28 protein-coding genes and 2 pseudogenes are annotated in these 26402 nt (G+C 69.5%); 15 read left to right on the forward strand and 15 right to left on the reverse strand.

Annotation, left to right across the window (positions count from 1 at the left end):
* Positions 1–56 precede the first annotated feature (56 nt).
* Positions 57–854, forward strand: a complete 798-nt coding sequence (locus J4E96_RS08880; protein ID WP_227425390.1) for an S-methyl-5'-thioadenosine phosphorylase — start codon at positions 57–59, stop codon at positions 852–854.
* Complete coding sequence (locus J4E96_RS08885; RefSeq protein WP_227425391.1) at positions 851–1897, forward strand: NAD-dependent epimerase/dehydratase family protein; 1047 nt, start codon at positions 851–853, stop codon at positions 1895–1897. The genes J4E96_RS08880 and J4E96_RS08885 overlap by 4 nt, the downstream gene beginning before the upstream one ends.
* Before the next feature lie 32 nt (positions 1898–1929).
* On the opposite strand, the gene J4E96_RS08890 is transcribed toward J4E96_RS08885, so the two are convergent.
* A complete protein-coding gene (locus J4E96_RS08890; protein ID WP_227425392.1) occupies positions 1930–3249 on the reverse strand; it encodes a hypothetical protein in 1320 nt (439 codons plus the stop codon).
* A gap of 112 nt (positions 3250–3361) precedes the next feature.
* On the opposite strand from J4E96_RS08890, the gene J4E96_RS08895 reads away from it, so the two are divergent.
* From J4E96_RS08895 to J4E96_RS08925, 7 genes are read left to right on the forward strand one after another with little or no spacing between them, the layout of a single operon-like run.
* Positions 3362–4021 (forward strand): glycosyltransferase family 2 protein, encoded by a 660-nt coding sequence (locus tag J4E96_RS08895; protein ID WP_227425393.1) that lies wholly within the window; start codon positions 3362–3364, stop codon positions 4019–4021.
* On the forward strand, positions 4018–4680 hold the full coding sequence (locus J4E96_RS08900; protein WP_227425394.1) for a TIGR04282 family arsenosugar biosynthesis glycosyltransferase: 663 nt from the start codon (positions 4018–4020) through the stop codon (positions 4678–4680). The genes J4E96_RS08895 and J4E96_RS08900 overlap by 4 nt, the downstream gene beginning before the upstream one ends.
* Complete coding sequence (locus tag J4E96_RS08905) at positions 4677–5336, forward strand: methyltransferase domain-containing protein (protein ID WP_227425395.1); 660 nt, start codon at positions 4677–4679, stop codon at positions 5334–5336. Before J4E96_RS08900 ends, J4E96_RS08905 begins: the two co-directional genes overlap by 4 nt.
* The gene (locus J4E96_RS08910; RefSeq protein ID WP_227425396.1) at positions 5324–6496 is read left to right on the forward strand and encodes a molybdopterin-dependent oxidoreductase; all 1173 of its coding nucleotides are present in this window, start codon (positions 5324–5326) and stop codon (positions 6494–6496) included. Before J4E96_RS08905 ends, J4E96_RS08910 begins: the two co-directional genes overlap by 13 nt.
* The gene (locus J4E96_RS08915; RefSeq protein ID WP_227425397.1) at positions 6493–6933 is read left to right on the forward strand and encodes a hypothetical protein; all 441 of its coding nucleotides are present in this window, start codon (positions 6493–6495) and stop codon (positions 6931–6933) included. Before J4E96_RS08910 ends, J4E96_RS08915 begins: the two co-directional genes overlap by 4 nt.
* A gap of 2 nt (positions 6934–6935) precedes the next feature.
* Positions 6936–7616: a response regulator transcription factor gene (locus J4E96_RS08920; RefSeq protein ID WP_227425398.1), complete on the forward strand. Its 681-nt coding sequence runs from the start codon at positions 6936–6938 to the stop codon at positions 7614–7616.
* Positions 7613–8722: a sensor histidine kinase gene (locus J4E96_RS08925; RefSeq protein WP_227425399.1), complete on the forward strand. Its 1110-nt coding sequence runs from the start codon at positions 7613–7615 to the stop codon at positions 8720–8722. The genes J4E96_RS08920 and J4E96_RS08925 overlap by 4 nt, the downstream gene beginning before the upstream one ends.
* A 159-nt stretch (positions 8723–8881) precedes the next feature.
* On the opposite strand, the gene J4E96_RS08930 is transcribed toward J4E96_RS08925, so the two are convergent.
* Both J4E96_RS08930 and J4E96_RS20395 read right to left on the reverse strand, forming a co-directional pair.
* Positions 8882–9331 (reverse strand): ClcB-like voltage-gated chloride channel protein, encoded by a 450-nt coding sequence (locus J4E96_RS08930; RefSeq protein WP_227425860.1) that lies wholly within the window; start codon positions 9329–9331, stop codon positions 8882–8884.
* A gap of 136 nt (positions 9332–9467) precedes the next feature.
* A pseudogene (locus J4E96_RS20395) lies at positions 9468–10106 on the reverse strand (alpha/beta fold hydrolase); the annotation flags it as partial.
* 674 nt (positions 10107–10780) lie between these two features.
* On the opposite strand from J4E96_RS20395, the gene J4E96_RS08940 reads away from it, so the two are divergent.
* Both J4E96_RS08940 and J4E96_RS08945 read left to right on the forward strand, forming a co-directional pair.
* Entirely contained in the window at positions 10781–11023 is a 243-nt protein-coding gene (locus tag J4E96_RS08940) for a type II toxin-antitoxin system Phd/YefM family antitoxin (protein ID WP_454824034.1), read from the forward strand.
* Positions 11020–11295, forward strand: coding sequence for a Txe/YoeB family addiction module toxin (locus J4E96_RS08945; protein WP_227425401.1), 276 nt, complete (start codon positions 11020–11022; stop codon positions 11293–11295). Before J4E96_RS08940 ends, J4E96_RS08945 begins: the two co-directional genes overlap by 4 nt.
* A gap of 209 nt (positions 11296–11504) precedes the next feature.
* Here the strand turns inward: J4E96_RS08945 and J4E96_RS08950 are convergent, their stop codons facing one another.
* Both J4E96_RS08950 and J4E96_RS08955 read right to left on the reverse strand, forming a co-directional pair.
* On the reverse strand, positions 11505–12365 hold the full coding sequence (locus J4E96_RS08950) for a class II fructose-bisphosphate aldolase (protein ID WP_227425402.1): 861 nt from the start codon (positions 12363–12365) through the stop codon (positions 11505–11507).
* On the reverse strand, positions 12362–13312 hold the full coding sequence (locus J4E96_RS08955; protein ID WP_227425403.1) for an ROK family protein: 951 nt from the start codon (positions 13310–13312) through the stop codon (positions 12362–12364). The genes J4E96_RS08950 and J4E96_RS08955 overlap by 4 nt, the downstream gene beginning before the upstream one ends.
* Before the next feature lie 221 nt (positions 13313–13533).
* Here J4E96_RS08955 and J4E96_RS08960 point away from each other — a divergent pair, with 221 nt between their 5' ends.
* The 4 genes from J4E96_RS08960 to J4E96_RS08975 all read left to right on the forward strand — a co-directional run bounded on the left by J4E96_RS08960 (position 13534) and on the right by J4E96_RS08975 (position 18074).
* Positions 13534–14832 (forward strand): D-tagatose-bisphosphate aldolase, class II, non-catalytic subunit, encoded by a 1299-nt coding sequence (locus J4E96_RS08960; protein WP_227425404.1) that lies wholly within the window; start codon positions 13534–13536, stop codon positions 14830–14832.
* Positions 14832–16025, forward strand: coding sequence for an SIS domain-containing protein (locus J4E96_RS08965; protein WP_227425405.1), 1194 nt, complete (start codon positions 14832–14834; stop codon positions 16023–16025). Before J4E96_RS08960 ends, J4E96_RS08965 begins: the two co-directional genes overlap by 1 nt.
* Positions 16026–16130: 105 nt before the next feature.
* A complete protein-coding gene (locus tag J4E96_RS08970) occupies positions 16131–17114 on the forward strand; it encodes an N-acetylglucosamine kinase (RefSeq protein ID WP_227425406.1) in 984 nt (327 codons plus the stop codon).
* 9 nt (positions 17115–17123) lie between these two features.
* Positions 17124–18074, forward strand: coding sequence for a DMT family transporter (locus tag J4E96_RS08975; RefSeq protein WP_227425407.1), 951 nt, complete (start codon positions 17124–17126; stop codon positions 18072–18074).
* Between the two features lie 99 nt (positions 18075–18173).
* Here the strand turns inward: J4E96_RS08975 and J4E96_RS08980 are convergent, their stop codons facing one another.
* The 10 genes and pseudogenes from J4E96_RS08980 to J4E96_RS09025 form a co-directional block, all read right to left on the reverse strand.
* Positions 18174–18917, reverse strand: a complete 744-nt coding sequence (locus tag J4E96_RS08980) for a DeoR/GlpR family DNA-binding transcription regulator (protein WP_264466192.1) — start codon at positions 18915–18917, stop codon at positions 18174–18176.
* 657 nt (positions 18918–19574) lie between these two features.
* Positions 19575–19889 carry a helix-turn-helix domain-containing protein gene (locus J4E96_RS20400; RefSeq protein WP_227425408.1) on the reverse strand — a complete coding sequence of 105 codons (315 nt, stop codon included), beginning with the start codon at positions 19887–19889 and terminating at the stop codon, positions 19575–19577.
* A 559-nt stretch (positions 19890–20448) separates the two neighbouring features.
* Positions 20449–20599 (reverse strand): annotated as a pseudogene (locus tag J4E96_RS20500) (IS481 family transposase); the annotation flags it as partial.
* A 108-nt stretch (positions 20600–20707) separates the two neighbouring features.
* Positions 20708–21334 carry a hypothetical protein gene (locus J4E96_RS08995; RefSeq protein WP_227423647.1) on the reverse strand — a complete coding sequence of 209 codons (627 nt, stop codon included), beginning with the start codon at positions 21332–21334 and terminating at the stop codon, positions 20708–20710.
* Positions 21331–21918, reverse strand: a complete 588-nt coding sequence (locus J4E96_RS09000; protein WP_227425409.1) for a SigE family RNA polymerase sigma factor — start codon at positions 21916–21918, stop codon at positions 21331–21333. The genes J4E96_RS08995 and J4E96_RS09000 overlap by 4 nt, the downstream gene beginning before the upstream one ends.
* Before the next feature lie 318 nt (positions 21919–22236).
* Positions 22237–22476: a hypothetical protein gene (locus J4E96_RS09005; protein WP_227425410.1), complete on the reverse strand. Its 240-nt coding sequence runs from the start codon at positions 22474–22476 to the stop codon at positions 22237–22239.
* A 102-nt stretch (positions 22477–22578) separates the two neighbouring features.
* The gene (locus J4E96_RS09010; protein ID WP_227425411.1) at positions 22579–22986 is read right to left on the reverse strand and encodes a hypothetical protein; all 408 of its coding nucleotides are present in this window, start codon (positions 22984–22986) and stop codon (positions 22579–22581) included.
* 259 nt (positions 22987–23245) lie between these two features.
* A complete protein-coding gene (locus tag J4E96_RS09015; RefSeq protein WP_227425412.1) occupies positions 23246–24457 on the reverse strand; it encodes an ABC transporter permease in 1212 nt (403 codons plus the stop codon).
* Positions 24454–25188, reverse strand: coding sequence for an ABC transporter ATP-binding protein (locus J4E96_RS09020; protein ID WP_227425413.1), 735 nt, complete (start codon positions 25186–25188; stop codon positions 24454–24456). The genes J4E96_RS09015 and J4E96_RS09020 overlap by 4 nt, the downstream gene beginning before the upstream one ends.
* Positions 25185–26339, reverse strand: a complete 1155-nt coding sequence (locus tag J4E96_RS09025) for a hypothetical protein (RefSeq protein WP_227425414.1) — start codon at positions 26337–26339, stop codon at positions 25185–25187. Before J4E96_RS09025 ends, J4E96_RS09020 begins: the two co-directional genes overlap by 4 nt.
* Between the last annotated feature and the right edge of the window lie 63 nt (positions 26340–26402).

Raw genomic sequence — 26402 nt, forward strand, 5'->3', positions numbered from 1 at the left:
TGGGCTGGGCCTCGCCAGGAGCGCATCTCGAGGTTCCCCGATGGCACACTCCAGAAATGATCAGCACCCAGATCCCGTCAATCGCCGTCATCGGCGGCTCCGGCTTCTACTCCTTCCTGGACGACGTCGAGCACCACGAGGTCAGCACGCCATACGGCGCCCCGTCCGCTGCGATCGCGGTCGGCTCGGTCGGCGGGCGGTCCGTGGCCTTCGTGCCGCGCCACGGACTGCACCACGAGTTCCCGCCGCACGCGATCAACTATCGGGCGAACATCTGGGCGCTGCGGTCGTTGGGGGTACGGCGCGTCCTGGCGCCGTGTGCGGTCGGCGGGCTCTCCGTCGACGTCGCCCCAGGCGATCTCGTGGTTCCTGACCAGTTGGTGGACCGGACGACCTCGCGGACGCAGACGTTCTACGACTCCGGTGCGGTCCACGCCCCGTTCGCGGACCCCTACTGTCCCGAGCTCCGCGAGGCGTTGCTCGCCCGTGCGGGCGGCCGGCGAGAGGCGGCCACGATGGTGGTCATCGAGGGCCCCAGGTTCTCGTCCCGGGCCGAGTCGAAGAGCTACGCCGCGGCGGGGTGGTCGCTGGTGAACATGACTGGACACCCCGAGGCGGTCCTCGCCCGAGAGCTGGGCCTGTGCTACGCGACCCTCGCCCTGGTGACCGACCTGGATGCGGGGGTCGACGCCGCGGGGGCTGTGCACCAGGGCGCGGTGTTCGCAACCTTCGCACAGCACATCGACAGGATGAAGCAGGCGTTGTCCGGAGTGATCGCGGACCTCGGCGAGCACGCCGACTGCACGTGTGCCGACTGGCTGGCGGACGTCGCGTTGCCGTTCGACCTGCCGTGAAGGTCCTGCTGACCGGTGCAGCAGGGTTCATCGGGACGGCGATCTGGACCGAGCTCGTCGAACGCGGGCACGACGTGGTCGCGGTCGATGCCTACATCCCTCAGGCCCACCCGGTCGACGTCGCAGGCCGGCCGGACGTGCATCGGCTCGACGTGCGTCGGGCGGGGGAGTGGCCAGAGCTCCTGCGCGGCGTCGAGGTGGTCTGCCACCAGGCGGCGATGGTGGGGGCGGGGGTGACTGTCGCCGATCTGCCCGCCTACGCGGGGCACAACGACCTCGGGACTGCGGTCCTGCTGGCTGCGATGCATGCCGCCGGGGTGGGTCGGATCGTGCTCGCCTCTTCGATGGTGGTGTACGGCGAGGGGCGCTATGCGTGCGCTGCCCACGGTGCCCAGGAGCCAGGCCCGCGGAGTCTGGCGGCACTTGAGGCCGGGGACTTCGACAACCACTGCCCGCAGTGCGGCGGGGGTCTGACCTGGGAGACAGTCCCGGAGCGCGCCCGGCTCGACCCGCGCAGCAGCTACGCAGCGAGCAAGCTCGCGCAGGAGCACTACGCCGCGGCGTGGGCGCGTCAGGGCCAGGGCAGCGCGATCGCCCTGCGCTACCACAACGTGTACGGCCCCGGCATGCCCCGCGACACCCCGTACTCCGGGGTCGCCGCCATGTTCCGGTCCTCGATCGAGGCCGGGCGCGCCCCGGAGGTGTTCGAGGACGGCGCCCAGATGCGCGACTTCGTGCACGTCGGCGACGTCGCACGCGCCAACGCGATCGCGATCGAGGCCGTGCTCCACGCACCGACGCAACGATTCGCGGCGTTCAACGTCTGCTCCGGCCGGCCGATCTCCATCGGCGACGTCGCGCGCGCGGTTGCCGCCGGGACCGGTTCGGATCTCGCCCCGATCGTGACCGGGCGCTACCGGATCGGCGACGTTCGCCACATCGTGGCCTCGCCCGCGCTCGCCCGCAGCGAGCTCGGTTTCGTCGCCGAGGTCGACCCCCTGGTCGGCCTGCCCCGGTTCGCCACGGAGCCGCTACGGGCGTGATGGCCACCAGGTGAGAGACACCGGGTGGACAGTCACCAGGCGGTGCGCAGCAGGTGCTGGACGGTGATCGCGAACCCGACCTGCAGGGCGAGCCCGGCGCCCCTCCAGCGTCCGGGCAGGTACGCGCAGGAGAGCATGATCCAGCCGATGAACGGGAGCCAGATCCGTTCGACCTCGGCCTTGCTCAGCAGGGTCAGATCGGCGACCAGCACCATCGCGACTCCCGCTGCGGCGAGAGCGCCGAGGGCGTGCGCGCTGGGACGCCGGAGGGCGTCGGCCATGTCGCGGGCGGCGCAGGCAAGGGCGGCGCCCAGCACCGGACCGCCTGCGATCAGCAGCGCGGCGAGGTTGCCCCACAGCCAGTACGCGGCCGGCCGCCTGCTCGCGACCCCGGCCCAGTACCGGTCCTGCAGCGCGGGAAACGCCTCCCACCACGCGAAGCCCAGGGCGGCGAAGACCAAGACCAGCCCGAGTGCCGCGCCGGCAGCGAACGGCAGCGGGTACCAGGACCGCGCCACCAGGAGGATGGCGACGGCGAGGATCCCCAGCAGGACCAGCCCGTAGGACATCATCACCGCGTACCCGAGCACGAGCCCCGCGACCACCGACCAGGCCGCCGAGCGCCGCACGGCACCGAGCGCCAGCGCGGCGGCTCCCCACGCGGCGACCGCGGCGAACACCGCATCTGCCGAGACCGCCTGCCAGATCGCCACCGGGCCCAGGACCAAGAACGGCAAAGCCCGTCGGGCCGCGGCCTCGGCCCCGAGGGCGCGGGCGGTCACCAGGACAGCCAACGGCGTGGTGGCCGCCACCGCGGTCACGACCAGCCCGGCCGCCAGCGGCGAACCGAGCCCCACCTGGACGAGCAGCACGAAGAAGAGCAGGGCACCCGGCGGGTGCCCGGCCACGTGCGCCGGCCAGCCGTCGGGACCGAGCGGGATCCGACTGATGAACTCGCGCAGCATCGTGGGGACGTCGGTGATCCCGCGCGCGGCCGGGAGGTACTCGTACCCCGAGTCGAGGGGCCCCGCGATGCCGGGAGCACCGTCGACCAGGGCCAGGGCGAGCATCCAGGCCACGCCCACCAGCCACGCGGCTGCGAGCAGGGCGCGCCAGGGCAGGCGATGCGCGGCGGTGATCGACCAGGTGACCCCAACGGCACCGATGAGCAACGCGGGCACCGTGCCCGGGCCGATGCGGGGCCACCAGCTGGCGCGCAGCGGCGGGAACGACCGGATCACGTCGACGTCCCAGCCGGTGACGGCCGGAACGGCCATCGCGAGCACCACCAGCACGGTCGCAGCGCCGAGACCCCACAAGGGCGCGCGGGTTCGACTTCGCCGGGAGGGCATGGCGCCATGCTGGCAGGAGGTGATCACCCGCGGCGACGATCCTGCAGCGACGTCAGAGTTCCGTAAGGCTTGAGCGGCCTTTTGCGCGTCGGTGTTCTCTAGCGTCGAACGCATGCCGTATCGATGCGATCTGGTCATTCCGTGCAAGGACGAAGCCGCTGCCCTGCCTGCCCTGCTGGCGTCAGTGCCGGCGGGCTTCGTCGTCGTCGTCGTCGACAACGGCTCGACCGATGGGACCGCCGAGGTCGCCCGGCGGCACGGTGCCCGCGTCGTGCACGAGTTTCGGTCCGGGTACGGCGCCGCCGTGCACGCCGGGATCGAGGCCGCTGGCGCCGAGTATGTCGCGGTGATGGACGGGGACGGGTCGATGGACCCGTCCGAGCTGGTCGGGCTGCTCGACCTGGTGCTCGCGGGCAGCGCGACGATGGCGCTCGGCCGGCGCCGTCCGGTCCGCAGCGGAGTCTGGCCGTGGCACGCCCGCGCGGGCAACGCGGTTGTGCTGTGGTGGTTGCGCCGTCGCACGGGTCTGGACGTCCGCGACGTCGCCCCGATGCGGGTGTGCCGCCGGGCGGACCTGCTCGCCCTCGATGTGCGAGATCGCCGATTCGGCTACCCCGTCGAACTGCTGGTCAAGGCACGCGCGGCCGGCTGGGTGCTCGTCGAGTCCGACATCCGCTACCTTCCGCGGGCGGCCGGGACCCGGTCGAAGGTCTCCGGCAGCATCCGCGGCTCGGTGCGCGCCGCCCGCGACTTCGCCCGGGTGCTCCCGTGACCGCGCCGGTCGTGCTGGTGATGGCGAAAGTCCCGATCCCGGGTCTGGTCAAGACCCGCCTCGCGGCGACCGAGGGACCGGTGCGGGCCGCCCGACTTGCGACCGCCGCGCTGCTCGACACCCTCGACGTCTGCGAGGTCGCCTTTGGTCTCGGCCGCTGCCACCTGTCCCTCGGCGGCGACCTCGCGCTGCTCGACGACGCGCTCCTGGCAGCCCGGCTGCGGGCGTGGACGATCCACCCCCAGCGGGGCTCCGACCTGGGGGACCGGATCGCGAACGCGCACCGAGACGTGCACGCTGTCTCAGGCACCCCTGTCGTCCAGATTGGAATGGACACCCCGCAGGCCTCTAGCCGCGATCTCGACGCGATCGCGCGTCTGGTCTCGGTCGATCGGCCGGTGCTCGGCCTGGCCGATGACGGCGGGTGGTGGGTGCTCGCGAGCGGCGAGCCGGCGCACGTGAACGGTCTCGAGCAGGTCCCGATGTCAACGCCGGGCACCGGCCGTGCGACGTGGAACCTCCTGCAGGCTCGCGCGAGAACCGTCGGGGTCGCGCCGATGATGCGCGACGTCGACGAGGCGGTCGACGCCGAGCACGTCGCCGCCCTCGCGCCGGCGACCCGGTTCGCGAGCGCCTGGCGGGCGGGACGCGTCTCATGACCGCCGACGTGCACTTCGCGGCCGTATTCACCGCAGCGCTACAAGGCGAGCCGTGCACGATCGTGGGGCTGGGCGACCAGCCACAGCTCATCCCCGCCCCGCGCTGGCGCGGGGCTGCCGACGCTGGGGACCGCGCGGTCTTGGCGCAATGCACGGGCTCCACGATCGACTTAGGCTGCGGGCCGGGCCGCATGGCCGAGCATCTCGCCGCCCGAGGGCAGACCGTCCTCGGGGTCGATCTCATGCCCGAGGCCGTCGCTCAGACCCGCGCACGCGGCGTCCGGGCGGTCCGACGCGACCTGTTCGGTCCACTGCCCGGCGAGGGTCACTGGGGGTGCGCGCTGCTCGCCGACGGCAACATCGGCATCGGTGGCGACCCCGTCCTGCTGCTGCGACGCGCTCGCGGCCTGGTCGCCGTCGGCGGCGTCATCGTCGTCGACCTCGCCCCACCGGGGGCCGGGCTGCGGGTGCACACCGTGCATCTGCGAACCGGAGCCCGTCGCTCACGATCGTTCCCCTGGGCGGTCGTGGGGGCCGACGCGATCGGCACCGTTGCCAGAGCCGTAGGGCTCGACCTCGATGGCCTGCACGAGCACGAGGGACGGTGGTTCGCCGTGCTGCGCCGAACGGGCGGAGACCCGACATGCCTGGGCTGAGGCTGCGCGTTCCGCACGAGTCGGACTTCGGCTCCCGGCTGCGTAGCCCCGCGGTGGCCGCGCGGGTCGGGCTGTGGCTCGGCATCTGCTTCCTGATCGCGTTCCTCACCGGTGTGTACAGCCACCTCGCGCAGGCCGCGTACCCGTGGTTCCCCGTGCCGACCCAGCCGTCGTGGACCTATCGCGTCACCCAAGGGCTGCACGTCGCCGCCGGGACCGCCGCCGTTCCGTTGCTCCTGATCAAGCTGTGGTCGGTCTTTCCGAAGTTCTTCGCCCGACCCCCGTGGCGCCGCCGTCGGGCCCTGGTCCTGCACGGCCTCGAGCGAGCCTCCGTCGGGGTGCTCGTCGCGGCGGCGATCTTCCAGCTCGCCAGCGGCCTGGCGAACGTCGGCCACTGGTACCCGTGGGCGTTCTCGTTCGTCGCCACGCACTACGCGGTCGGCTGGATCGCCCTCGGCGCCCTGCTGGTCCACGTCGCGGTCAAGCTGCCGGTCATCACCCAGGCACTGGGGCGCGACCTCGAGGACACGGAGCTCGACCGGCCGAATCTGGCGGCGGACGCACCGGGGCTCTCCCGCCGAGGACTGCTCCAGACCGCCCTGATCGCGGCGACCCTCGCGGTCGTCAGCACCGCCGGGTCGACGGTGCCGGCACTGCGTCGGATCTCGGTGTTCGGGGTTCGCTCCGGCCAGGGACCGCAAGGGATTCCGATCAACCGCTCCGCCGCGGCGGCCCGCGTCGAAACCGCCGCGCTCGCAGGAGACTTCGCGCTGACCGTGGTGCACGGCGACCGGCAGCTTCGGCTGACCACCGCCCAGCTCGCCGCGATGCCCCAGCACACTGCGGTGCTCCCGATCGCCTGCGTCGAGGGGTGGAGTGCGACCGGGGAATGGACCGGGGTGCGCGTGCGGGACCTCGTCGCGCTGCTCGACGCGCCACCAGAGTCGGCGGTGCTTGTGCGATCCCTTCAGGAGCGTGGTGCCTACCGCGGGTCACGACTGCCCGCCAACTACGTCGCCGACGACCAGACTCTGCTCGCCCTGCGCCTCGGCGGCGAGCCCCTGAGCCTCGACCACGGCTACCCGTGCCGGATCATCGCCCCGAACCGGCCCGGGGTCCTGCAGACCAAGTGGGTCTCGATGATCGAGGTCGAGCTGTGAGGGCGACCCGGATCATCCTCGGTGCGGTCGGGGTGCTGGTCGGGAGTTGGGGTGCGGTTGAGCTGATTCGTCAGGGCGTCGCCAACCTCGTCGCGGCAACGGTGTGGCTGCTCGGTGGGGTGGTGGTGCACGACGGCGTCCTGGCGCCCGTCGCGATCGCGATCGCCGCGCTCGGGGTGAGCGTGCTGCCTCGGTGGCTGCTCCCGTCCGCGGCCGCGGCGGCCGTCGTCCTGGGCACGGTGACGATCATGGCGGTGCCGGTCCTCGGGCGGTTCGGGGCCCGAGCGGACAACGCCACCCTCCTCGACCGTGACTACGGTCGGGGCTGGCTCGTCGTTGCAGGTCTAGTTTTGGTCTGCGTCGTCGTCGGCGCGGTCATCGCTCGCCGCAACGACGCCGCTTCCAGCTCGAACGTCGCTCACCCGGGAGGGGCATAGCCGTGGCCGATGTGCTGGTCGTGGACGACGACCACACCGTCCGTGAGGTCGTCGTGTCCTACTTGCGCGCCGGCGGGCACCGGGTCGTGGATGTTGCGGACGGGGAGAGCGCACTGGTCGCGATGCGCGCCCGGCCCGCCGACCTGGTGGTGCTCGACCTGATGCTCCCCGGGATCAGCGGCCTGGAGGTGTGCCGCCGGCTGCGGGAAGCGACAGACGTGCCGGTGATCATGCTCACCGCACTCGGCGCCGAGACCGACCGGATCATGGGTCTCGGGTTGGGCGCGGACGACTACGTCACCAAACCCTTCAGCCCCCGCGAGCTCGTGCTGCGGGTCGACTCCGTGCTACGCCGGGCCGGCCAGCGCGCCGACCCGGGAGTCGCCGTCCTGCACGACGGCGACCTGGTCGTCGACTCCGCGCAGCACGTCGCCACCCGCGCGGGCCAACGCCTTGCCCTGACCGTCCGGGAGTTCGAGCTGCTGCGTTTCCTGGTCGCGAACGCGGGGGTCGCGTGGTCACGCGACGACCTCTTGCGCGACGTGTGGGGCTGGACCTTCGGGGACCAGTCGACCGTGACCGTGCACGTGCGCCGGTTGCGCGAGAAGGTCGAGGACGACCCCACCCACCCCATCCGTCTCGTGACGGTCTGGGGCGTCGGATACCGGTGGGAGGCCGCATGAGCAGCGACACCCTCGCGGTCGTCGGGATCGCCGCCGGCTGGTCGATCGCCGTCGGGCTCGTTGGCGCGGCTCTGGCGTGGTCCCTGCGCCGCCGGTCCGTGCGCTGGTCGGCCGCGATCCTCGGGCTGGTCGCCGTCGGCGGGATCGTCGCGGGCATGGTGGGGACAGCGCGCGCGATGTTCCTGTCCGACCACGACTTCGCCGTCGTCATCACCGTGTGTGTCGTGTCTGGTCTCGTGTCGGTCGGGTTCGCTCTCTGGCTCGGGGAGCGGGTGGTCGGCTCGGCACGGGGACTTCGAGACGCTGCGACCCAATTCGGGGAGGGCGGCCAGTTCCGCGCGCCGGTCGGTGGCCCGCGCGAGTTCGCCGAGATCTCCCGCGAGCTGACCCGGACCAGCGACCGGTTGCGCGATTCGACCGAGCGTGAGCGGCTCCTCGAGGAGTCCCGTCGCGAGCTCGTCGCGTGGGTGTCGCACGACCTGCGCACCCCGCTGGCCGGAATTCGCGCGATGTCGGAGGCCCTCGAAGACGGTATCGCCGAGGACCCCGCGCGCTATCGCGCCCAGATGCGAATCGAGGTCGACCGGATGGTGCGGATGGTCGACGACCTGTTCGAGCTGTCCCGCATCCACGCCGGCACCCTCCAGCTGAGCCTCGAGACCGTCCAGCTCGGTGACCTGGTGAGTGAGGCGATCGCGGGCGTCGATCCCGTGGCCCGAGCCAAGCAGGTACGTGTCGGGGGCTCGGTCGACGCTGGCGTCCTGGTCCGGGCCGACCCCAACGCGCTCGCCCGCGTGGTGTCCAACCTCGTGATGAACGCGATCCGGCACACCCCGTCCGACGGCACCATCGAGATTAACGCGCACGCCGAAGCCAGCACCATCGAGCTGAGCGTCACGGACGGCTGCGGCGGGATCGCCGACGGTGACCTCGACCGCGTCTTCGACGTGGCCTGGCGGGGCAGTCACGCGCGAACGCCCGGCGCGGACATCGGAGCGGGCCTGGGCCTGGCAATCGTCAAAGGAATCGTCGAAGCCCACCGGGGGACCGTCGCGGTGAGCAACCATGCGCCGGGTTGCCGGTTTGTCGTGCGAATTCCCGCGTAGCACCCGCGGTGACCGCCGGGCTGGGCCACACGGGAGCGGGCGCCAGTTCCCGCGTGTCGTCGGAGGCTCCGTGCAGCAGCGCCAGTACTCGTGGGTGGCTGGGCCAGCCCACGACGTTGACCTGGGAGTCGAGGGCGTCGGTGACGTGGTCGGCGATCTTCACGGCGTCGGGCAGTTCGACGACAGACGCGACGGTGACCCGATTGTGGTCTCCGTCGGCGGGGTGGCGGCGACCGTCTGTGCGGTGGCGATCCCGCGATAGCGACCGTAGGCGTCCAGAACCGGTAGCTGGCCGTGCGGCGCGTGACTCAGGACGCCGGCGGCCGCGTGGAGGCTGACGCTCTCCCGCAGGGATGTCCCAACGGGCTCCATGATCTGCCCGACCGTGATCGTCGCGAGCCGCCTTTCCTCGGGGGTGACGGAGATGTCGACGCCGCGTCGGCGCAGCTTGGAGGCGTGGATGCGGTCGCGGTCCAGGACGTGGCTCATGGCGCTGGCCAGCACGATCGCGACCATGAGGGGCACGATGATCGTGTACTCGCCGAGCTTGAGCAGGAGCAACACCGCGGTGATCGGTGCCTTGGCCGCGACGGCGAACGCGGTGCCCATCCCCGAGCGGCGTTGACGTGGTCGCGGACCCGATGGGCGGGACCGAGACGCGTCGCCGGTTGCGGATCGAGTCAGTGGATCCAGTGCACCTTGTCGAGGAAGTCCGCCACGGCGCGGGCGGTTGCTTTGGGCTGCTCCTGGACAGGAAGTGTCCTGCGCCGTTGATCACGACGCTTTGAGCGCCGGGGATCGCCGCGCCGCATTCCTCGCCCATCTCCCTCGGGATGAAGCGGTCGTCTGCGCCATGGATGACGACGGTAGGACAGTTGATCGTCGGGAGGAGCTCGCGTACATCGACGCGGCCCATCACAGCTCGCTGCTGGTCGAGGAACACCCGCGCTCCTACTGTGCGCGCTAAGGCGCGCCAGATGTCGAGCAGCGCCGCATCCTTCTCGTGCTGCTCCGCGACGAGTCCGCGGAACGCCGCATCGACGAGGCCGTCGAACTGGCCGGCCTCGACAAGTTGCGACTGCTGGTCCCGCGACGCGAGCTGCTCGGGTGTATCAGCCCGCGCGGTGGTGCTGACCAGTGCGAGTGCTTGGACGCGATGGGGAGCTTGGCGGATCACTTCGAGCGCGACGTACCCGCCCATGCTGGTCCCCAGGAGCGTGAACTTCTCGGGGGCGTCGCGCAGCAGATGAGTAGCCATGCCGGTGATGGTGTCGTCGTGACGGGTGTCCGCCACCGCCACGGAGCCGTGCGCCCAGGCCACCTCGATGATGGGCTCGTAGACAAGGGCCGAGCAGAGCAGTGGCGGGACCAGGATCGTCTGCATGCAGCCGTTGTCCTAGCGAGCGCTGACACACGCGCGTAGAGCGCAGAGCAGAGCCGTGGACAGGGGCGCTGGCTAGTTCCGAACCCGGGCCGGCGGAGCCGGGCAGGTCGGCGATGAACGGCGAGGCAGCGCGCCCTTTCTGGGCCGGGTGAGGCGATTTTCGCACAGACCGCACGGCGTCCTTGCGTCGAAAAACGATGGGCGAACGGTGGGTGACTCAAATTGCGAACCCACACTGGATCGAGATCAAAGGGGGGGGCATTTGATCTCTATTATCATTTCGGGTTTGTGCGGGTGACCTGCGATGACGTGGGCGTCGGGGGAGTGGTTGTTACGGTTGGTCGGGAGCATCTTCAGTCATTAGTGACGAGTAAGTGGCGAGTTTTGATGCATCCGGACGCCGCTGTGGATCGCCGTGTCAAGTGCTGCGGTCCGGTCTGTGGATTCAGTATCGCGGCGTGTGAGCACTGCGACAACCGTGGTGGCCGCGGCGGCCGGTGGTGTACCACCGTCATCGAGTCGTCAAAAGTCGGGAACTCGTGCGACGAGAGATCATGCGGCCACGAATCGCGAGACGCGCGGCGAGTTCGTCGTTGCTCGGCGAGGACGATTGGCAACGAGGGTTGAGCCGCGTACAGTTTCCTGTACTACCCTGGAGGTGTGCGGTGAAGACCATGACGTACTCGCAGTCGCGGGCCCGGTACGCGGAGACCTTGAACGCGGTCACTGATGACCGCGAAGAAGTTGTCATCACCCGGGCGGGGCACGACCCGGTGGTCATCGTCTCACTCGCCGACTACGAGTCGCTCAAGGAGACTGCCTACCTCCTGCAGAACCCCGCGAACGCTCGTCGGTTGCTGACCTCGATAGAGCGTTTGGAGGCTGGGCGGGGCGAGGAGCGCGAGCTCGTCGAGTGAGGTATGTCTGGGACCAGGACGCGTGGTCGGACTACGTGTACTGGCAGGTCCAGGATCGTCGGGTCGTCAAACGGATCAACGACCTGATCAAGGACATTTCCAGGGGCGCCGACCAAGCCACGCCTCATGAGGGCATCGGCAAGCCCGAGGCCCTCAAGCATGGTCTTCACGGCTACTGGTCGCGGCGCATCACGGACGAGCATCGCCTGATCTACAAGGTGGTCGACGACGAGATCAGAATCGCGGCGTGCTGTTTTCACTACAGCGCGTGATCCCGTCCTCCTCGATCGCAGCCATCGGGATGTCGTGGCCCTCACTCGTGCACCAGCCCGCTCTAGCGGGTGCCGGGGGAGCGCTCGTTCTCTCATCCCTCGGTGAAAGCCGTGCGGAAGCGGCTCATGGAAAGCCCTTTGGGCTCGTATCCAGCACCTCCTGGCAGGGCGCGCCCAGAGATTCACACCCTGGCTCTCTCCATCATTTCCTAGGTTATATCGGCGTGGCAATGATGCACGCCTGCAAAGAGAGCAATCAAGCGAGCCGCCTCCGCTGCGAGCGAGCGGCGACCGACGCCGACGTAGCGACGTGAATCGACCATGGTGCGGTCTTCTCGAAGGCTTGCGCGGACGGCGGAGGTGAAGAAGCCGTTGAGGTGGGTGGAGACGTTGATCTTGGTCATGCCAGCGTCGATCGCTCGAAGGATCTGCGCATCGGTGACTCCCGATGAGCCGTGTAACACCAGGGGGACGACAAGCGCTGCGTGGATGCGGGCGACAAGATCGAGATCGAGTGAGGCGACCCGCTCGGTCATTGCGTGCGACGTGCCGACGGCGACCGCTAGCGCGTCGACGCCGGTTTCAGCCACGAACTGCGCGGCCTCGCCTGGGTCGGTGCGCACTCCAGGTGCGTGTGCGCCGTCTTTGCCTCCAATTGCGCCCAGCTCGGCCTCGACGAAGACATCTCGATCGTGGGCGTACTCGACGAGGTCGGCGGTTGCCGAGACGTTCGTCTCGTAGGGGAGTCGCGCACCGTCGAACATGATCGAGCCGAAGCCAAGGTCCACGGCCTGGCGTGCGAGGTCCGCGTCCTCGGCGTGGTCGAGGTGGACTGCCACGCGGGCGCTCGATGCCCGCGCGACGGCGAGCGTTGCCAGCGCGATCGGCTCGAGCCCGCCGTGGAATCGCGCGCAGTTCTGGGAGATTTGCAGGATCACAGGCAGGCCAGTGGTCTCGGCTGCGGTGACGAGTGCTTCCGCGGTCTCGAGATGCACGACGTTGAACGCGCCGATGCCCGCGCCCGCGGCGACCGCATCCCGCATGAGTTCACGCGTCGACACCACGGTCATACGAGCCCCCGGCGGCTGATCAGGTCGCGTGCGCGAAGGGCAGCGCCAATGACGCCCGCGTTCTCGCCGATGCTCGCGAGCAGCAGCTGCGGACGGCGCTGGAAGGTCAGGATCGCGTCGAGGCGTCGCTCGAGTGGTTCGAGTAGAAGGGCGCCGGCCTGTGCCAAACCCCCGCCGAGGACGATCGCCTCGGGTGCTAGGAGCGCGACCGTGTGCGAAAAGACCAGAGCGAGCGCGTCCAACGCGCTCTCCCAAATGCCAGCCGCGACGGGATCCCCGAACGCGGCTCGTTCTAGGACTTCTTTAGCGCCGTTGACGGCGATCCCGGATGCGAAGGTATATCTCCGAGCGATCGCGCTGGCCGACGCGATGGCTTCTAGGCAGCCGTTCCGGCCGCAGACGCACTCCGGCCCGTCGGCGACCTTGGAGTGCCCGATCTCGCCGGCCATGCCGCCGCCTGCGTACGGTCGGCCCTCGAGGAAGATCGCCCCAGCGATCCCCGTGCCGATCGTCACGACGACCACGTCGCGGAACGGCGCCGCTGCGCCCAGCCGATACTCTGCTTCGCCGGCCGCACGTACGTCGTGCCCAAAGGCGACGACCAGCCCCAGCGCCGACTCCGCGCGGGCACGGAACGGGTAGTCCGTCCAACCTAGGTTCTCCGAGAAGATCCCAACTCCCGCCTCGTCGTCGACGTAGCCGGGCACAAGTAGCCCCGCCGCCGTTGGTCGGACCTGCGGATGGCTCGACGCAAGGCGCCGGGCGAGCTCGCCGACCTGCGCGACGACAGCGTCCGCGGTGCGCGCCCCGTCGCGCGGTGTCGGCACGCGCACGATCTCGAGTATCGAGCCAGCTTCGTCTACGAGAGCCGCCTTGAGGTCCGTCCCGCCGACGTCGAAGGCGAGTACGGCAGCTCCTCGGTGCAGCAGAGCTGGGGGTTTTCCCACGATTGGCTCCTCGGATGGTGGCAGCGGCCATAGGTCGTGCGCCGCATGCCCATCATCGGCCCCGCCCACAGCAAACTACGCAGTCGACGACTGAATCGAGCATTCAGAGTGAGCGATGCGTGCAAGTTGGTGCTCGCCGGAGTTAGCGTCCGTTGATCAGCGGGCACGTCGGCGTCCCGGTTCCACGGGGCGCTGCTTGTCCATCGACGCATCGGAGCATCGTGACGAACCTGCTACTCGACACCATCCATCGACACAAGGCCGGAGCGTCTGTAGGCGTTCCTTCGGTCTGCTCGGCACACCCGCTGGTGCTCGAGGCCGCGGTGCTGCAGGCGCTACAGGACGGGGGGTCCGTCCTGGTCGAAGCGACGTCCAACCAGGTCGACCAGTTCGGTGGCTACACCGGTATGCGGCCCGAAGATTTCCGTGACCTCGTTTATGCGATCGCGGACCGCGTTGGCCTTCCCCGGGCCCGGGTCGTTCTGGGCGGTGACCACCTTGGTCCGAATACCTGGCGCGGGCTGGGCGCCGAGGCCGCGATGGACCGTGCGGACGGCCTCGTTGCGGCGTACGTCGCAGCTGGCTTCTCCAAGATTCACCTCGACTGCAGCATGGCGTGCGCGGGTGATTCGGAGCCGCTAACCGACGACGTCGTCGCCGGACGTGCGGCACGGCTAGCGAGCATCGGGGAGGCCACCGCGTTGCGCGAATTTGGGGTCAGCGAGGTCCTCTATGTGATCGGCACGGAGGTGCCCGTTCCTGGCGGAGCGCACGAGACGATTGAGCAGCTTGCTCCAACGTCCGACGACGCGGCCCGGGTCACCCTTGCTCGCCATGAGAAGGCCTTCGCTGATGCGGGACTCGCGGGAGCCTGGGATCGCGTCGTTGGCCTGGTCGTTCAGCCTGGGGTCGAGTTCGACCACGCCCGCGTTGTCGACTACGACCGCGAGCGCACGACGGCCCTGCAACGCGTCGTCGATGGGCACCCGAACCTCGTCTTCGAAGCCCATTCCACCGACTACCAGACGACGGAACGGCTCGCGGAGCTTGTTGAGGACCATTGGGCGATCCTCAAGGTCGGCCCGGGCTTGACGTTCGCGCTCCGCGAGGCGCTGTTCGCGCTCGCCGCGATCGAAGATGAGCTGGTTGCTGACTGCGACCGGTCGGATCTCGTCGCGGTCGTGGAGCGCCGGATGCTCGCGGACCCGCACTGGTGGCAGAGCTACTACGAGGGCGACGACGGCGATCAGCGGCTCGCGCGCCGGTACAGCTACAGCGACCGGGTCCGCTACTACTGGCCCGATCCCGAGATCCACGCAGCTGAGGTCCGGCTGCTGTCCAACCTCAGCGCGACACACATCCCGTTGCCGTTGCTGAGCCAGTACTTGCCGGACCAGTACGCCCGTGTCCGCCGGGGCGAGGTCGCGGTGGAGCCGGCGGCGCTTGCCATCGACCGGGTCCGTGACGTGCTGCGCGACTACGCGCTGGCCTGCAACCCCACCCTGAGGAGCGCACTGTGATGTTCGAATCACTCGGCTATACCGCTGACGAGCTAGCCGCTCGCGGAGCTCAGCACACCGCCCGTGAAATCTTCCAGCAGCCGGATCTGTGGCGCGAGGTGGGTCGCACCGCGAGTGCCCGGGGGGTGCAGACGGAGGCGTTCTTGCGCCCGCTGCTCGATCGCGACGATCTGCGCATCGTCCTGACAGGTGCGGGCACTTCGGCTTTCGCTGGTGACGTGCTCGCGCCGGCGTTGCGGCGGGAACTCCACCGGCGGGTCGACGCCATCTCGACGACGGAGATCGTCTCTAGCCCCCTCGAGTGCTTCGCGGAGGACAGCCCCACCCTCTTGGTCTCGTTCGCACGGTCGGGGGACAGCCCCGAGAGTGTGGCTGCCACCGAGCTTGCCGAGCAGTGCCTGTCCGAGGTCTACCACTTGGTGGTCACCTGCAACCCCGCGGGTGAGCTGCACCAGCGGCACAACGGTGCCGACCGGTCCCTCGTGCTGCTCATGCCGGAACTCTCCAACGACAAGGGCTTCGCCATGACGGGAAGCTTCACATGCATGACCCTCGCCACGTGGCTAACACTGACGGGACCGTCTGGCGACGATGGGCTCGCAGAGCGGCTGGCCGTGGTGGCCGAGACGATTCTGGCGACCCAGGGGCCGGCCGCGCGGGCGCTCGCTGAGCGCCGCTACGACCGCGTGGTCTACCTGGGCAGCGGGCCCCTGCGAGGGCTTGCCCGGGAGTCAGCGTTGAAGCTGCTGGAGCTCACGGCGGGGGGCGTCGTCTCGTACTCAGACTCCGCGCTCGGCTTCCGGCACGGGCCGAAGGCGGTCCTTGACGACCGCACCTTGGCCCTCGTCTACCTCTCCAACGATTCCTATACCCGGCGGTACGACATCGACATCGCGGATGAGTTGCGGCGAGCGCTGGGCGCCAGGAGCGTCGTCGCAATCGCGGCGGGGCGGACCGAACCACTCGACACCAGCGACCCGTGGCACCTCGATGGGCTTGACGACGTCGCGGACGCGGCTCTCGCGTTGCCTTTTGTCGTGAGCGCGCAACTGCTCGGACTGCAGTTTTCGCTCGCGCTGGGCAACACCCCCGATAACCCGTTCCCCTCGGGCGCCGTGAACCGAGTGGTGCAGGGCGTCACGATCCATGCTCTCCCGCAGCCTGCGCTGCCGGGCTCGAGGGCACTCGTCTGACGGCACGTCAGGGAGCGGGCCTCGCTCCCTGACATCGGCTCCGACCTCCCGGACGGCGGCTGACGAATCGATGGCGCCAGTGCGGACGCCAGGTGGAGGTATGTGATGTTTCTCGGCGTTGACGGCGGGGGCACCAAGACAGCGTTGTGCTTGATCAATCAAGACGGGCAGGTGATCGCGCAACGACAGGTGCCGAGCGTTGACTACTTCGCGCATGGCATCGAGATCGTGGAGCGGTACCTCACGCAGGGGATCGAGTCGGTATGCCAGGAAGCGGGCATCGCGGCGCATGAGCTGGAGTTTGCCTTCTTCGGGTTGCCGACGTACGGCGAGGCGAGCGGAGATGTAGCGGCACTCGACTCCGCGCCGCGAGCGGTTCTGGGGCACGGGCGCTACCAGTGCAACAACGACATGGTCTGCGGATGGGCGGGCTCTTTGGGAGCCGTCGACGGCATCAATGTCATCAGCGGAACCGGCTCAATGACCTATGGCGAGCGCAGGGGAACCGGGGCCCGCGTCGGCGGCTGGGGCGAACTGTTCGGCGACGAAGGGTCCGCGTACTGGATCGCCGTGCGGGGGCTGAGCGTCTTCTCCCAGATGAGTGACGGGCGCCTCGCCCCCGGGCCGCTCATGGACGTGTTCCGTGACCACCTCGACCTGACCGCCGATCTCGACCTGGTCGACGTCGTACTCAACCGATGGAAGGGCACACGCAGCGAGATCGCCGCTCTGAGCCGGCAAGTCGGCCAGGCAGCGGCACGCGGAGACGTGAGCGCCTCGCAGATCCTGGCTGACGCCGGCCGTGAGCTGGCGGCCCTCGTCGACTGCACGCGACGAAGGCTCGCGTTCGGGCCCGACGAAACCGTGCCGGTGTCCTACTCGGGCGGTGTGTTCAGCTCCGAGGTGGTCCTGGCGACTTTCACCGCCGAACTCTGTCGCCGCGGCGTGCAGCACGAGATCCACCAACCGCTGTACACGCCAGACGTGGGCGCCGCGCTGTATGCGGCGAAGCTCGCCGGAACCCCATTGAGCCCCGACGCGCTCGTCCGCCTGCGCGCCGGTCTTGCCATCGCGCCGTCCAACGCCTAAGGAGACATCATGTCCACCACCAACCGCAGCTGGATCACCTACGCAGGACTCCTGGTTCTGTTCTGGGGCGTCTGGGGGGCGTTCTCAAGCCAACCCACCGTCAGGTACGGCTACCCCGATGAGATGGTCTACATCATCTGGGCGTTTACGATGCTCATCCCGGCGTTTTTCGCGCTGCGCCGATCGACCTTCGACCGTCGCCCGATCGCCGCGTACTACGGGCTCGCGATCGGGCTAACCGGAGCCGGTGGCCAGCTGCTGTTGTTCAAGACCTTGACCATGGGACCGGCCTACCTCGTCTTCCCCGTCATCGCGCTCTCACCGATGATCACCGTCGTGCTCGCCGTGACGCTGCTGCGCGAGCGCATCAGCAAAGTCGCTGTGCTCGGGGTGGCGATGGCCCTAGTAGCAGTCGTGCTCTTCAGCATCTCCAGCGGCACCACCGATGGCGCAACCGGTCCATGGCTGCTCATGGCGATCCTGATCTGCATCGCCTGGGGCGTGCAAGCGTTCTTCATGCGCAAGGCCGCGACCGTCGGGGTAAACGACGGCACCACGTTCGGCTGGATGACGATCAGCGGATTTCTGCTCATCCCTGTCGCCGTCCTGATGATGGGCGGATTCCCCGACTCCGCCCCGTGGCAGGCGCCGGCACTCGCGGGCGCCACGCAACTCCTCAACGCGGTCGGCGCCCTCTTCCTCGTGATGGCCCTGAGCCGAGGAAAGGCCTCCATCGTCTCGCCCGTCACGAACGCACTTGCCCCCGTTCTCACGATCGCCCTGTCTCTCTTGATCTACCGGACGGTTCCGAGCGGCTTCGCCACCATCGGCATCATCTTGGCGATCGTCGGGTCCACGCTGATGGTCTACAGCGACGAGAAGCGTGGCGAGGCGCTCACCTCCACGACCGACCCGGCCGTTCTGACCAAGGGCACCGACGGAATCACGGCCGTCCGCTAGTAGCCCACACAGCGAACACCATGCGGCGTCGCCCGACTCCGAATTGGAGCGGACGACGCCGCATGGCCCGGTCGGTCTCCTGGCCCAATCCGGCTCGCGTCAGACAACGTGGATCTCCACACCCGCCGCCGCAATGCGCTCCAGCTCTTCCTGGTCGGCTGTCGAGTCGGTGACCAACACATGGATCTCGCCGAGGTCCGCCATCTTCGCCAAGGTGAGCCGGCCCACCTTGGACCCGTCGGCCACGACCATCACTCGCTGGGCGTGGGCGACCATCGCGTGATTCGTCCGCGCCTCCGTCTCATCGTGGGTCGTCGCCCCGCCCTCCGCGCTAATGCCATCGGTGCCCAGGATCGCCGTTCCGACGTTGATCGAGTTGAACGTGTTTTCGGCCAGCGCGCCGACGGCCTCGAACGAACTCGATCGGACCACTCCGCCGGTGATGATGACCTTCAGGTTCGGTCGTGACGCGATCGCCATCGCGGTCGTGAGGGAGTTCGTGATGATCGCAAGCTCCGGACGCACCGCGAGGACGCGCGCGACCTCCGCCGTCGTCGTGCCCCCAGAAAGAGCGACGCTGTAGCGCCCCCCAGGCAATAGCTCCGCTGCCCGGCGTGCGATTCGCAGTTTCGCCTCGCGGGACTGCGAGTCCCGCAACCGCACGGGCACCTCCACCAGAGCTAAACGCAGGCGAGCACCACCATGCGTACGCACCAAGAGTCCCTGATCCTCCATGTCGGCCAGATCTCGCCGGACCGTGGCGGCTGAGACACCCAACTCGTGCGTGAGCGCACCGAGACTGACCGAGCCATCAGCATCCAGCAACGAAAGCACGGCAAGCATGCGCTCAGATCTCTTGCGAGACATCGCGCGCGGAACACCACCGACGAAAAGGCGACTATCCACGGTCACTTCTCCCCTGGCCGGACACCGACCCTAATTGATCAAAACGATCACTTTACCCCAAGCACGCGCAGATCCCTCTGCGTGGATGTGCAAATTGGACCTGAGGCTGCGGAGGCCTCCTTCGGCCACAACCACGAGTCCGACGGTGCGGGCGAGGTCGATCGTCGAGCGCACGAGCGCACGAGCGCACGAGCGCACGAGCGCATCGCCCTCGCGGTCGGTAGCGACTCGACCCACGAGCGACCGGTCGGTCTTGACTCGGCGAACGGGGAGACGTTGGAGGTGAGCCAGCCCGCGAGTTGGGTGTTCCCATGAACTCCGCGACGCCCTGCGCCAGGCGGTGGTCCCGGCCGATGCCTGCCTCGTTGTCCCAGATCAGCCGCCGCGGGACACGGCCGAGCTGCTGGATCAGTTCCCACGACCCCAGCAGTAGATCCTCGGTTCGCCGGGTCGGGATCATCCGGGCGAGCATGAATCTGGAGTGCGCGGCAGTGATCACCAACGCCGGCAACAACTTGCTCGAGCCGTCCTCGAGCGGGATCTTCTTCGGCGGGAACCACAGATCACACTGCGCCGCGTCCCCGGGATCCCACGTCAGCCGGACGGCAGGGTCGATCGGCCGGAACTGCGGTCGCAGTTGGCGAACCCCCTCCCGGAACCACGTGATCGACCCAGTCCACCCGACCCGCTCCGCGAGCACGGTCGCGGGCATGTCCGGGGTCTCGGCCAGCAAGGCCCGGACCTTCGGCCCAACCACCGCGAACGACGTTTCACCGGTGCCCGCTCATATCGCGGCGGACTGTCGGACTGCACAGCCTTCAAGACCGTCGTCCGGGATATCCCCAGCCGCTCAGCGATCCGCGCCTTCGGCACGCCCTCCGCAGCCAGCCGCCAGATTCTCGCCCGCACCTTGGTGGGGCTTCAACGGTGTGGACCAACTCGAACTGTCAGGTGATCTGACGCAGAGGCACTTCCAAATTCTCCGCGGTCTGTCGACGACCTTCGAGCTAAGCCGGATTCAAGTCGACTCGGGGGAGACTCGCACAGGCAGACGAAGCGGTCAACTCAGGTGGCTGCACATGCTTTCGTCGTCGACGGAGCCGAAACGAGCTTCACTGGACACATCGAGGATTGCGAGGCGTTTGCCGACGCGCTCGTCCGATTCACGAGACGGCCCCGGGTAGGGCGACGCGGGCGTCGGCGAGACAGTCTTTCCGGTACTTGCTTCATCTGATTGGAGGGTTTCGGCTGAGCTTTCCGATGGTGGCGAGGCGGAGCAAGAGCGCGGCGCGACGAATTTCTCGGTCCTGCCCGTTGGCGGTGGCGGTGTTCGTCCGTTCTGGGAGCGTCGAACCGGCGATGGCTCGTTGGTCTTCGTCGTTCGTTGTCATCGCGTCTCCCCGGCTTCTTCTGCACCGTTGTTAGTGTCGGCTCTCGGTCCGGTCAGCAAGCTTCCTCTGACGAGGTCTTCGAACGACCAGAGGCGGGCGTAGAGCAGCTCCTCGGCCAGGATCCGGTTGTCCCTGTCCACGTTGTCGCTGTGGCGTGGGTGTGTGTGAGCGGATCCGTTTGTGGCGTGAGGTGGAAGCAGTGACGGTCCTGATGAACGCGGCCGCCTTAGGTTCGAGAGCGACAGTTCGCTCGCGACCCTCGCGGCGCGCGCAGCCCGGAGTGAGCCGGTGGTGCGGCGCGGGCTCGTGTCCGTGCGCCGCACCACCGCTCGGTGGTCAGCCGACCGTGTGGCCCGCGTCGTCGGTGACGTCGAGCCCCTCGACGAACCGTGCAGCGACCTCGCCCGTCCAGTGCAGCTCGGGTGGGAGCTGGACCGAGAGGTAGTCCCCGTCGCCCTCGGGCGCGAACACCCCGAGGGTCCCGCTCGGACCCCCGTCCGCCCCGAGCATGTCGTACACGAGCACCTCCTGACCGCCGACCGCGAAGGTCTGCGCCTCGAGGTCGCCGCCCGGCAGCGACTGCGAACCGACGAGGCTTGCGACGATCCGACCCTCGAAGCTGTTCGGGTCCGAGCCGTCGTCGTCGCCGTCGGCGAGCATCAGGCTGCTCCGGTCGGAGGACAGCACGTGCCAGCCCTCGGGGACCTCCGCGATCGTGAACCCCGCGGGCTGCTCGGCCGTGTAGGCGACGAGCTCGGCCGCGGCGGCCGGGGTGGTCGAGGTGAGCAGCGGCGCGCCGACCGCGACCGTGGCAGCGAAGGCGCCGGCAACGCCGGTGCCGACCAGGCGCGTGCGGCGACGGCGGGCGCGCTGCCCGCGGCTCACGTCGTCGTCGAGCACAGCGGCGGGCGTCGCGTCGACGGTGGCGGTCGCGCGGGACATCAGGGTGGTCAGGTCGCTCATGACATTCTCCCAGCGGTGAGGGTGGCGTGGATCGGGATAGGGGCGGTGTCGCCCCGCGGGTGGTCGGGGGGGTCCGGGCGCAGACCCGCGTCGTCGCGCAGGGCCGGTCCGAGCCGGTGCTTGAGCTTCTCGAGCGCTCGTGCCGTCTGGCTCTTGACCGTCCCCGGTCTGCACCGCAGCGCCCGGGCTGTGTCGGCGACGCTCAGGTCGTGGAAGTAGCGCAGCACCACCGTCGCCCGCATCCGGTCCGGCAGCTCGTCGAGCGCCGCGAACAGCAGCCGGGAGTCGTCGTCGATTGCGCCGCTCCCGACGGCCCGGTCCGGCAGCTGTGACCGGAGGTCCTCGCGCTTGCGCCGGCTCGTGCGCATCTCGTCGGTGAAGGCGTTGACCAGGACGCGGCGGGCGTACGCGTCGCGGTCCCGGACGTCGCGCAGGCGCGGCCAGGCGAGGTACATCTTGGTCATAGCGGTCTGGACCACGTCCTCCGCCGTGTGCGGGTCGCCGGCCGTCAGCAGCGTCGCCGTGCGGACCAGCGACTGGCGGCGCTGCGCGGCCCACTCCCGGAACTCTTCGTCAGATCTCATTGCTTGCTCTCCGTTCGCTCATACCCCTCAGACGCGTCCGGCACGGTAAACGGTTGCACGCCCCACGGCACCGGAGGTCGCGGGGGCATGTGCCGCGTGACGACCGCCCGCCCGGCCCCTCTGTCGCACCGCATGCACGGAGCGCGACGATCAGGGCCCAACGCCCACCGCCCAGTGCGAGCGCTCCGTCGGGTGTCGACCGGACCGCGCCGCGATCCGCCGGGAAGGACTTCTGAGCCCGGTCCGGGGCGGCAGGTTGCAGGAAGTCGGCCGCGTTGGACGTGAGGGTCGCGGTGACGTGGGCTTCGTGGGTGCGGTTCACCACTGCGCCCCTGGGCAGGAGCTCGCACCCTCGAAGCTGGCTTGGCTTGCGTCGAACCCGAGGCGCTCCAGTTCGGCGGTCAACAGTTGGCCGATGGCGCGGCTCATCGCCATCCCATACTCCTCGTCGACGCTGTGGTAGTAGTCGGTGCCGTAGGAGGAGTCCACCTCGGTGCCGTTCCCCAGCACCGCGGTGGAGTCGGTGTCCTCACGCATCCGCCGGATCTCCGCGTCCACCTCGGCCTGCGCAACGACGTCCGTCCGATCGAACCAGCTACGGATTGCCTCATCGGCGGCCGCGTTGATGCCGGACGACGCTCACCGGCGGTAAGCCCGGCGCTACTTCGCGGCAGAGACCTCTCGCTGGCACTCCGGGATGAGGTCCATCCCACGTGTGATCGAGTCGGAGTCGTTGTTCGGTCCGCCGAGCGAGAGGTCGAAGGTCGGCGAGCTCGCGTCGCCATCGATCTCGACGTACTTGATCCCCTTGCCGTGCAGGCAGTCGACCACGGCCTGCACGAAGGCCTGGGCGTCCGGGTTGCTGCGGTCCTCCTCCCACGGCGGCAGTGGCAGGAGTTGCTGGCACGCCGCGAGCGCCTGGTCATAGTCGCCCGCCGACGCGGTCGCTGGGCCGGTCATGGGTTGTTGGCCGTCCGCCTCGGCGTTGCCTCCCTTGAAGGGAGCTCCGTTCGCAATCATGCAGTCCTGGTACGGCAGCGAGAGCGCCTCCAGTTCGGCGCTAGTCATGTCAAGCCGTTCGCGTGGCGCCGCACCGCCCGGAGGCGACGAGGCGCCGTCGCCAGGGCTCGCCGTGGCGGTCGAGGCCGACGGCGACCCTGCTGAGCTGGGCGCGATCGTTGCGACCTGCGGTTGCGGCGTCGCCGTCGTGCAGCCTGCGAGGACGACGGCGCCGGCGAGTGCCAGCGCCGCGCCCCATCCGGACAGCCTCGCGGTCGGGTGGTGGCTCATTGTGGTGGTCCCTTCATCTGGTGTGCATTATGTGTGGTCATGACGTCGCGAGAGCTTCGGTCGGGGTCAGGCGGGCGGCGCGCATCGACGGGCTGATCCCGGCGAGGGCCCCGATCACGACGGCGCCGCCGAGACCCGCGGCGAGGGTGGTGGGCGCGATGACGACCGGCCACCGCTCGTAGGTCGCGTACGCAATCGTCGCAAGCACTCCGATGGCCGAGCCGACCGCCCCTCCGAGCCCGGAGAGCGCGATGGCCTCGGTCAGGAACTGCGCGCGGATCTGCCCTCGGGTCGCGCCCAGCGCCCGGCGCAGGCCGATCTCGCGGCGGCGCTCGAGGACCGAGATGAACATCGTGTTCGCAACTCCTACGCCGCCCACGAGCAGCGAGACCGCCGCGAGCGCCACGAACAGCGCGGAGAAGGTGCTCTCGGTCGCGTTCTTGGCCGCGAGCACCTCCGAGGGTCGGCTGACCTGGACCAGCCCGGATGCGCGCGGGGACAGGGTGGCGGCCAGCGCCGCTCGCACGTCCTCGACCGCGTCCTCGCGCGCCTTGGCGTAGACGACGGTCGGGCGCCCGTCGAACCCGAGCTCCGACTTCGCGACGTCCCACCCCACGAACACCGAGCTGTCCAGGTCGGCCGCGAGCGGCATCGGCGCAAGGATGCCGACGACGGTGAAGTAGGAACCGTCGATGTAGACCCGTGGGCGGGTCGCATCGGTGCCCACGGTATTGATGCCGAGCCGGCGCGACGCTTCATATCCAAGGACGACCATCGGGAACGTGTCGGTTGCCGCGGTCAGGAACCGCCCGACGCTCACGCGTCCGTTGACCGCGCCGAGAATGTCCCCGCCACTGGCCAGGACCGTGAGTCCGGACGTGCTGTTCGGGTCGACCCGATCGCTGCGCCGCACGGTCGCGTGGGTGTTGGCGACCACCGCGGCGTGGGTGACGGGACCGATCCGCTCGACCATGGCGAGGGAGCCGAGCGGCAGCAGCACCGGCTCGTCAGACTGCGAGAGCGGGTCGGCGCGCAGCATGTTCGACCCGAGCGAGGTCAGCTGCTCCGAGAGCGCTGCCTGGCTCGACGCCGGGATCCCCGTCACCACGACCAATGTCGTGATGCCGATGGAGATCCCGAGAGCGGACAGGACGGCGCGGAGCTTGCGGCTCCGAATTCCGAGCAAGCCGAGCCGCAGTACATCAATCGGGTTCAGGCGGACGCGGCGCACCTCGGCCAGTTCGGTCACGGCTCGCTCCTGGCGGAGTCGGCGACGATGCGGCCGTCGCGCAGCTCGATCTGACGCGGCAGCCGCGCCGCGATGGCGGTGTTGTGCGTGATGAGCGCGACCGTCGTGCCTTGGGCGTTGAGCTCGATGAGCAGGTCGATCACGGCGTCCCCGGTCGCGGTGTCGAGGGCCCCGGTGGGTTCGTCGGCCAGCAGCAGCGCCGGAGCGTTGACGATCGCCCGGGCGATGGCGACGCGCTGCTTCTCCCCGCCGGACAGCTGGTTCGGCCGGTGGTGGATGCGGCTCCCGAGGCCCACCCGGTGCAGCGCCTCGATTGCCTGGGGCAGGCGTCGTCGGCGCGGAACGCCGGCGTAGAGCAGCCCGGCCGCCACGTTGTCTGCCGCGCTCAGCTCCTCGGAGAGGTGGAACTGCTGGAAGACGAACCCGAGCGATCGGGCGCGCAGCGCGGAGAGCTGGTTGTCGGAGAGCTCGCGGGTGTCCCGACGCTCGATCTCAACGATGCCGCGGGTGGGGGAGTCGAGCGTGCCGATGATGTTCAAGAGCGTGGACTTGCCCGAGCCGGACTGTCCCACGATGCCCACGAGCTCCCCTCGGGCGACGACGAGCGAGACGTTGTCGAGCGCGACTACCTCGGCGCCGTCGGACTGTGTCCCGTAGGACTTGGTGACGTCCCTGAGTTCGAGCACGGTCGACGCTCGCTGGCCCGGTTCCGGCGCTGCCTGCGCCGTCATGACGCGGTCACCACGGTCAGGCCCTCGGTGATCCCATCGCCGCTGAGCTCGACGAGGTCCTGGGCGAACATGCCCGTCGTCACCGGCACGAGGTCGCCGGACGGCAGCTGGACCGCGTATCCGCCGCCTTTGAGCGCGAGCAGCACCTCGACGGGCGCGGCGAGAACGCCTGGGTGGGAGCCGACGACGACGGTCACCTTCACGGCGGCGTAGTCGAGACCGTCCACGGCGGCCGGGTCCACGGGAGCGATCGTCACGTCCATCGTGGGCACGTCGACCGTGCCTTCCTCGTTCGACGTGGTCACCACCATGGTGCTGATCGCGCTGACCGTCCCGGGCACGCTACGACCGTCCGGCAGCCCGATCGAGACGGCCGTACCCACCGCGAAGAGGGCGACGTCGGTGGACTTCACCGGCGCGCTCACCGCTTTGGACGTGCCCGTGAGGGACAGGACCTCGCCCGCGACGGCGTCTCCCACCTGTGCGGCGACCGAGCTGACCCGGGCCTTGCCGGGCAGCACGACGATGGCACCGGGCGCGAGCGTCCCGGTCGCCTCGAGGCCCACCGACTTCTGCCACCGGCCCAGCGCCCGGCTCAGGGCCCGCGACCACCGGGCTTCGTGCGGGTCGCTCGACACCCCGGCGGCGGGGTAGCCGAGGGCTGCCAGGTTGGCGGCGACCATCGCGACATCGGCGCCGATGATCGGTGCCGGCGGCGGGGGCGGCGCGACGGGTGGGATGGTCGGGTCGGCGCCGGGATCGACCGGTGCCGCGGTGACTGCGCCCAGGTCCAAGGATCGGAACAACGGTGTGTCGCCGAGGAACACCGGCACCGGTCGGTCGTTGACGCGGTAGATCACTGACCCGCGGTCGACGATGTCGCCGACCGCGGGCAGCGCCGTGAGGATCCCGTCACCGGTGCCCTTCAGCGCCGTTACCGCCCCGTAGGCGAGGGTGCCGTCGAACGATTCGCTCTGGGTGAGGTCGGTGCGGGTCACCGTGGTCGTCGCGACCGGGGCGATCGACGGCGACGCCGCGGGCCGCGGCGCGCCCCGGAGCGCAAGCCCGGCTCCACCCACCAGGACGGCCAGCACCACTATGAGCGTCACGGTGAGAAGAACGATTGCGCGCCGGGTGCGCCGCTGTGTCATGTCGCAGACAGTGCACCGTGATCGTGAGGAACCTGTGAGCGTTGCGCTGCGGGAGCGCGGCGC

It is taken from the genome of Pengzhenrongella sicca (genome assembly GCF_017569225.1).
In the GTDB taxonomy this organism is placed as follows: Bacteria; Actinomycetota; Actinomycetes; order Actinomycetales; family Cellulomonadaceae; genus Pengzhenrongella; species Pengzhenrongella sicca.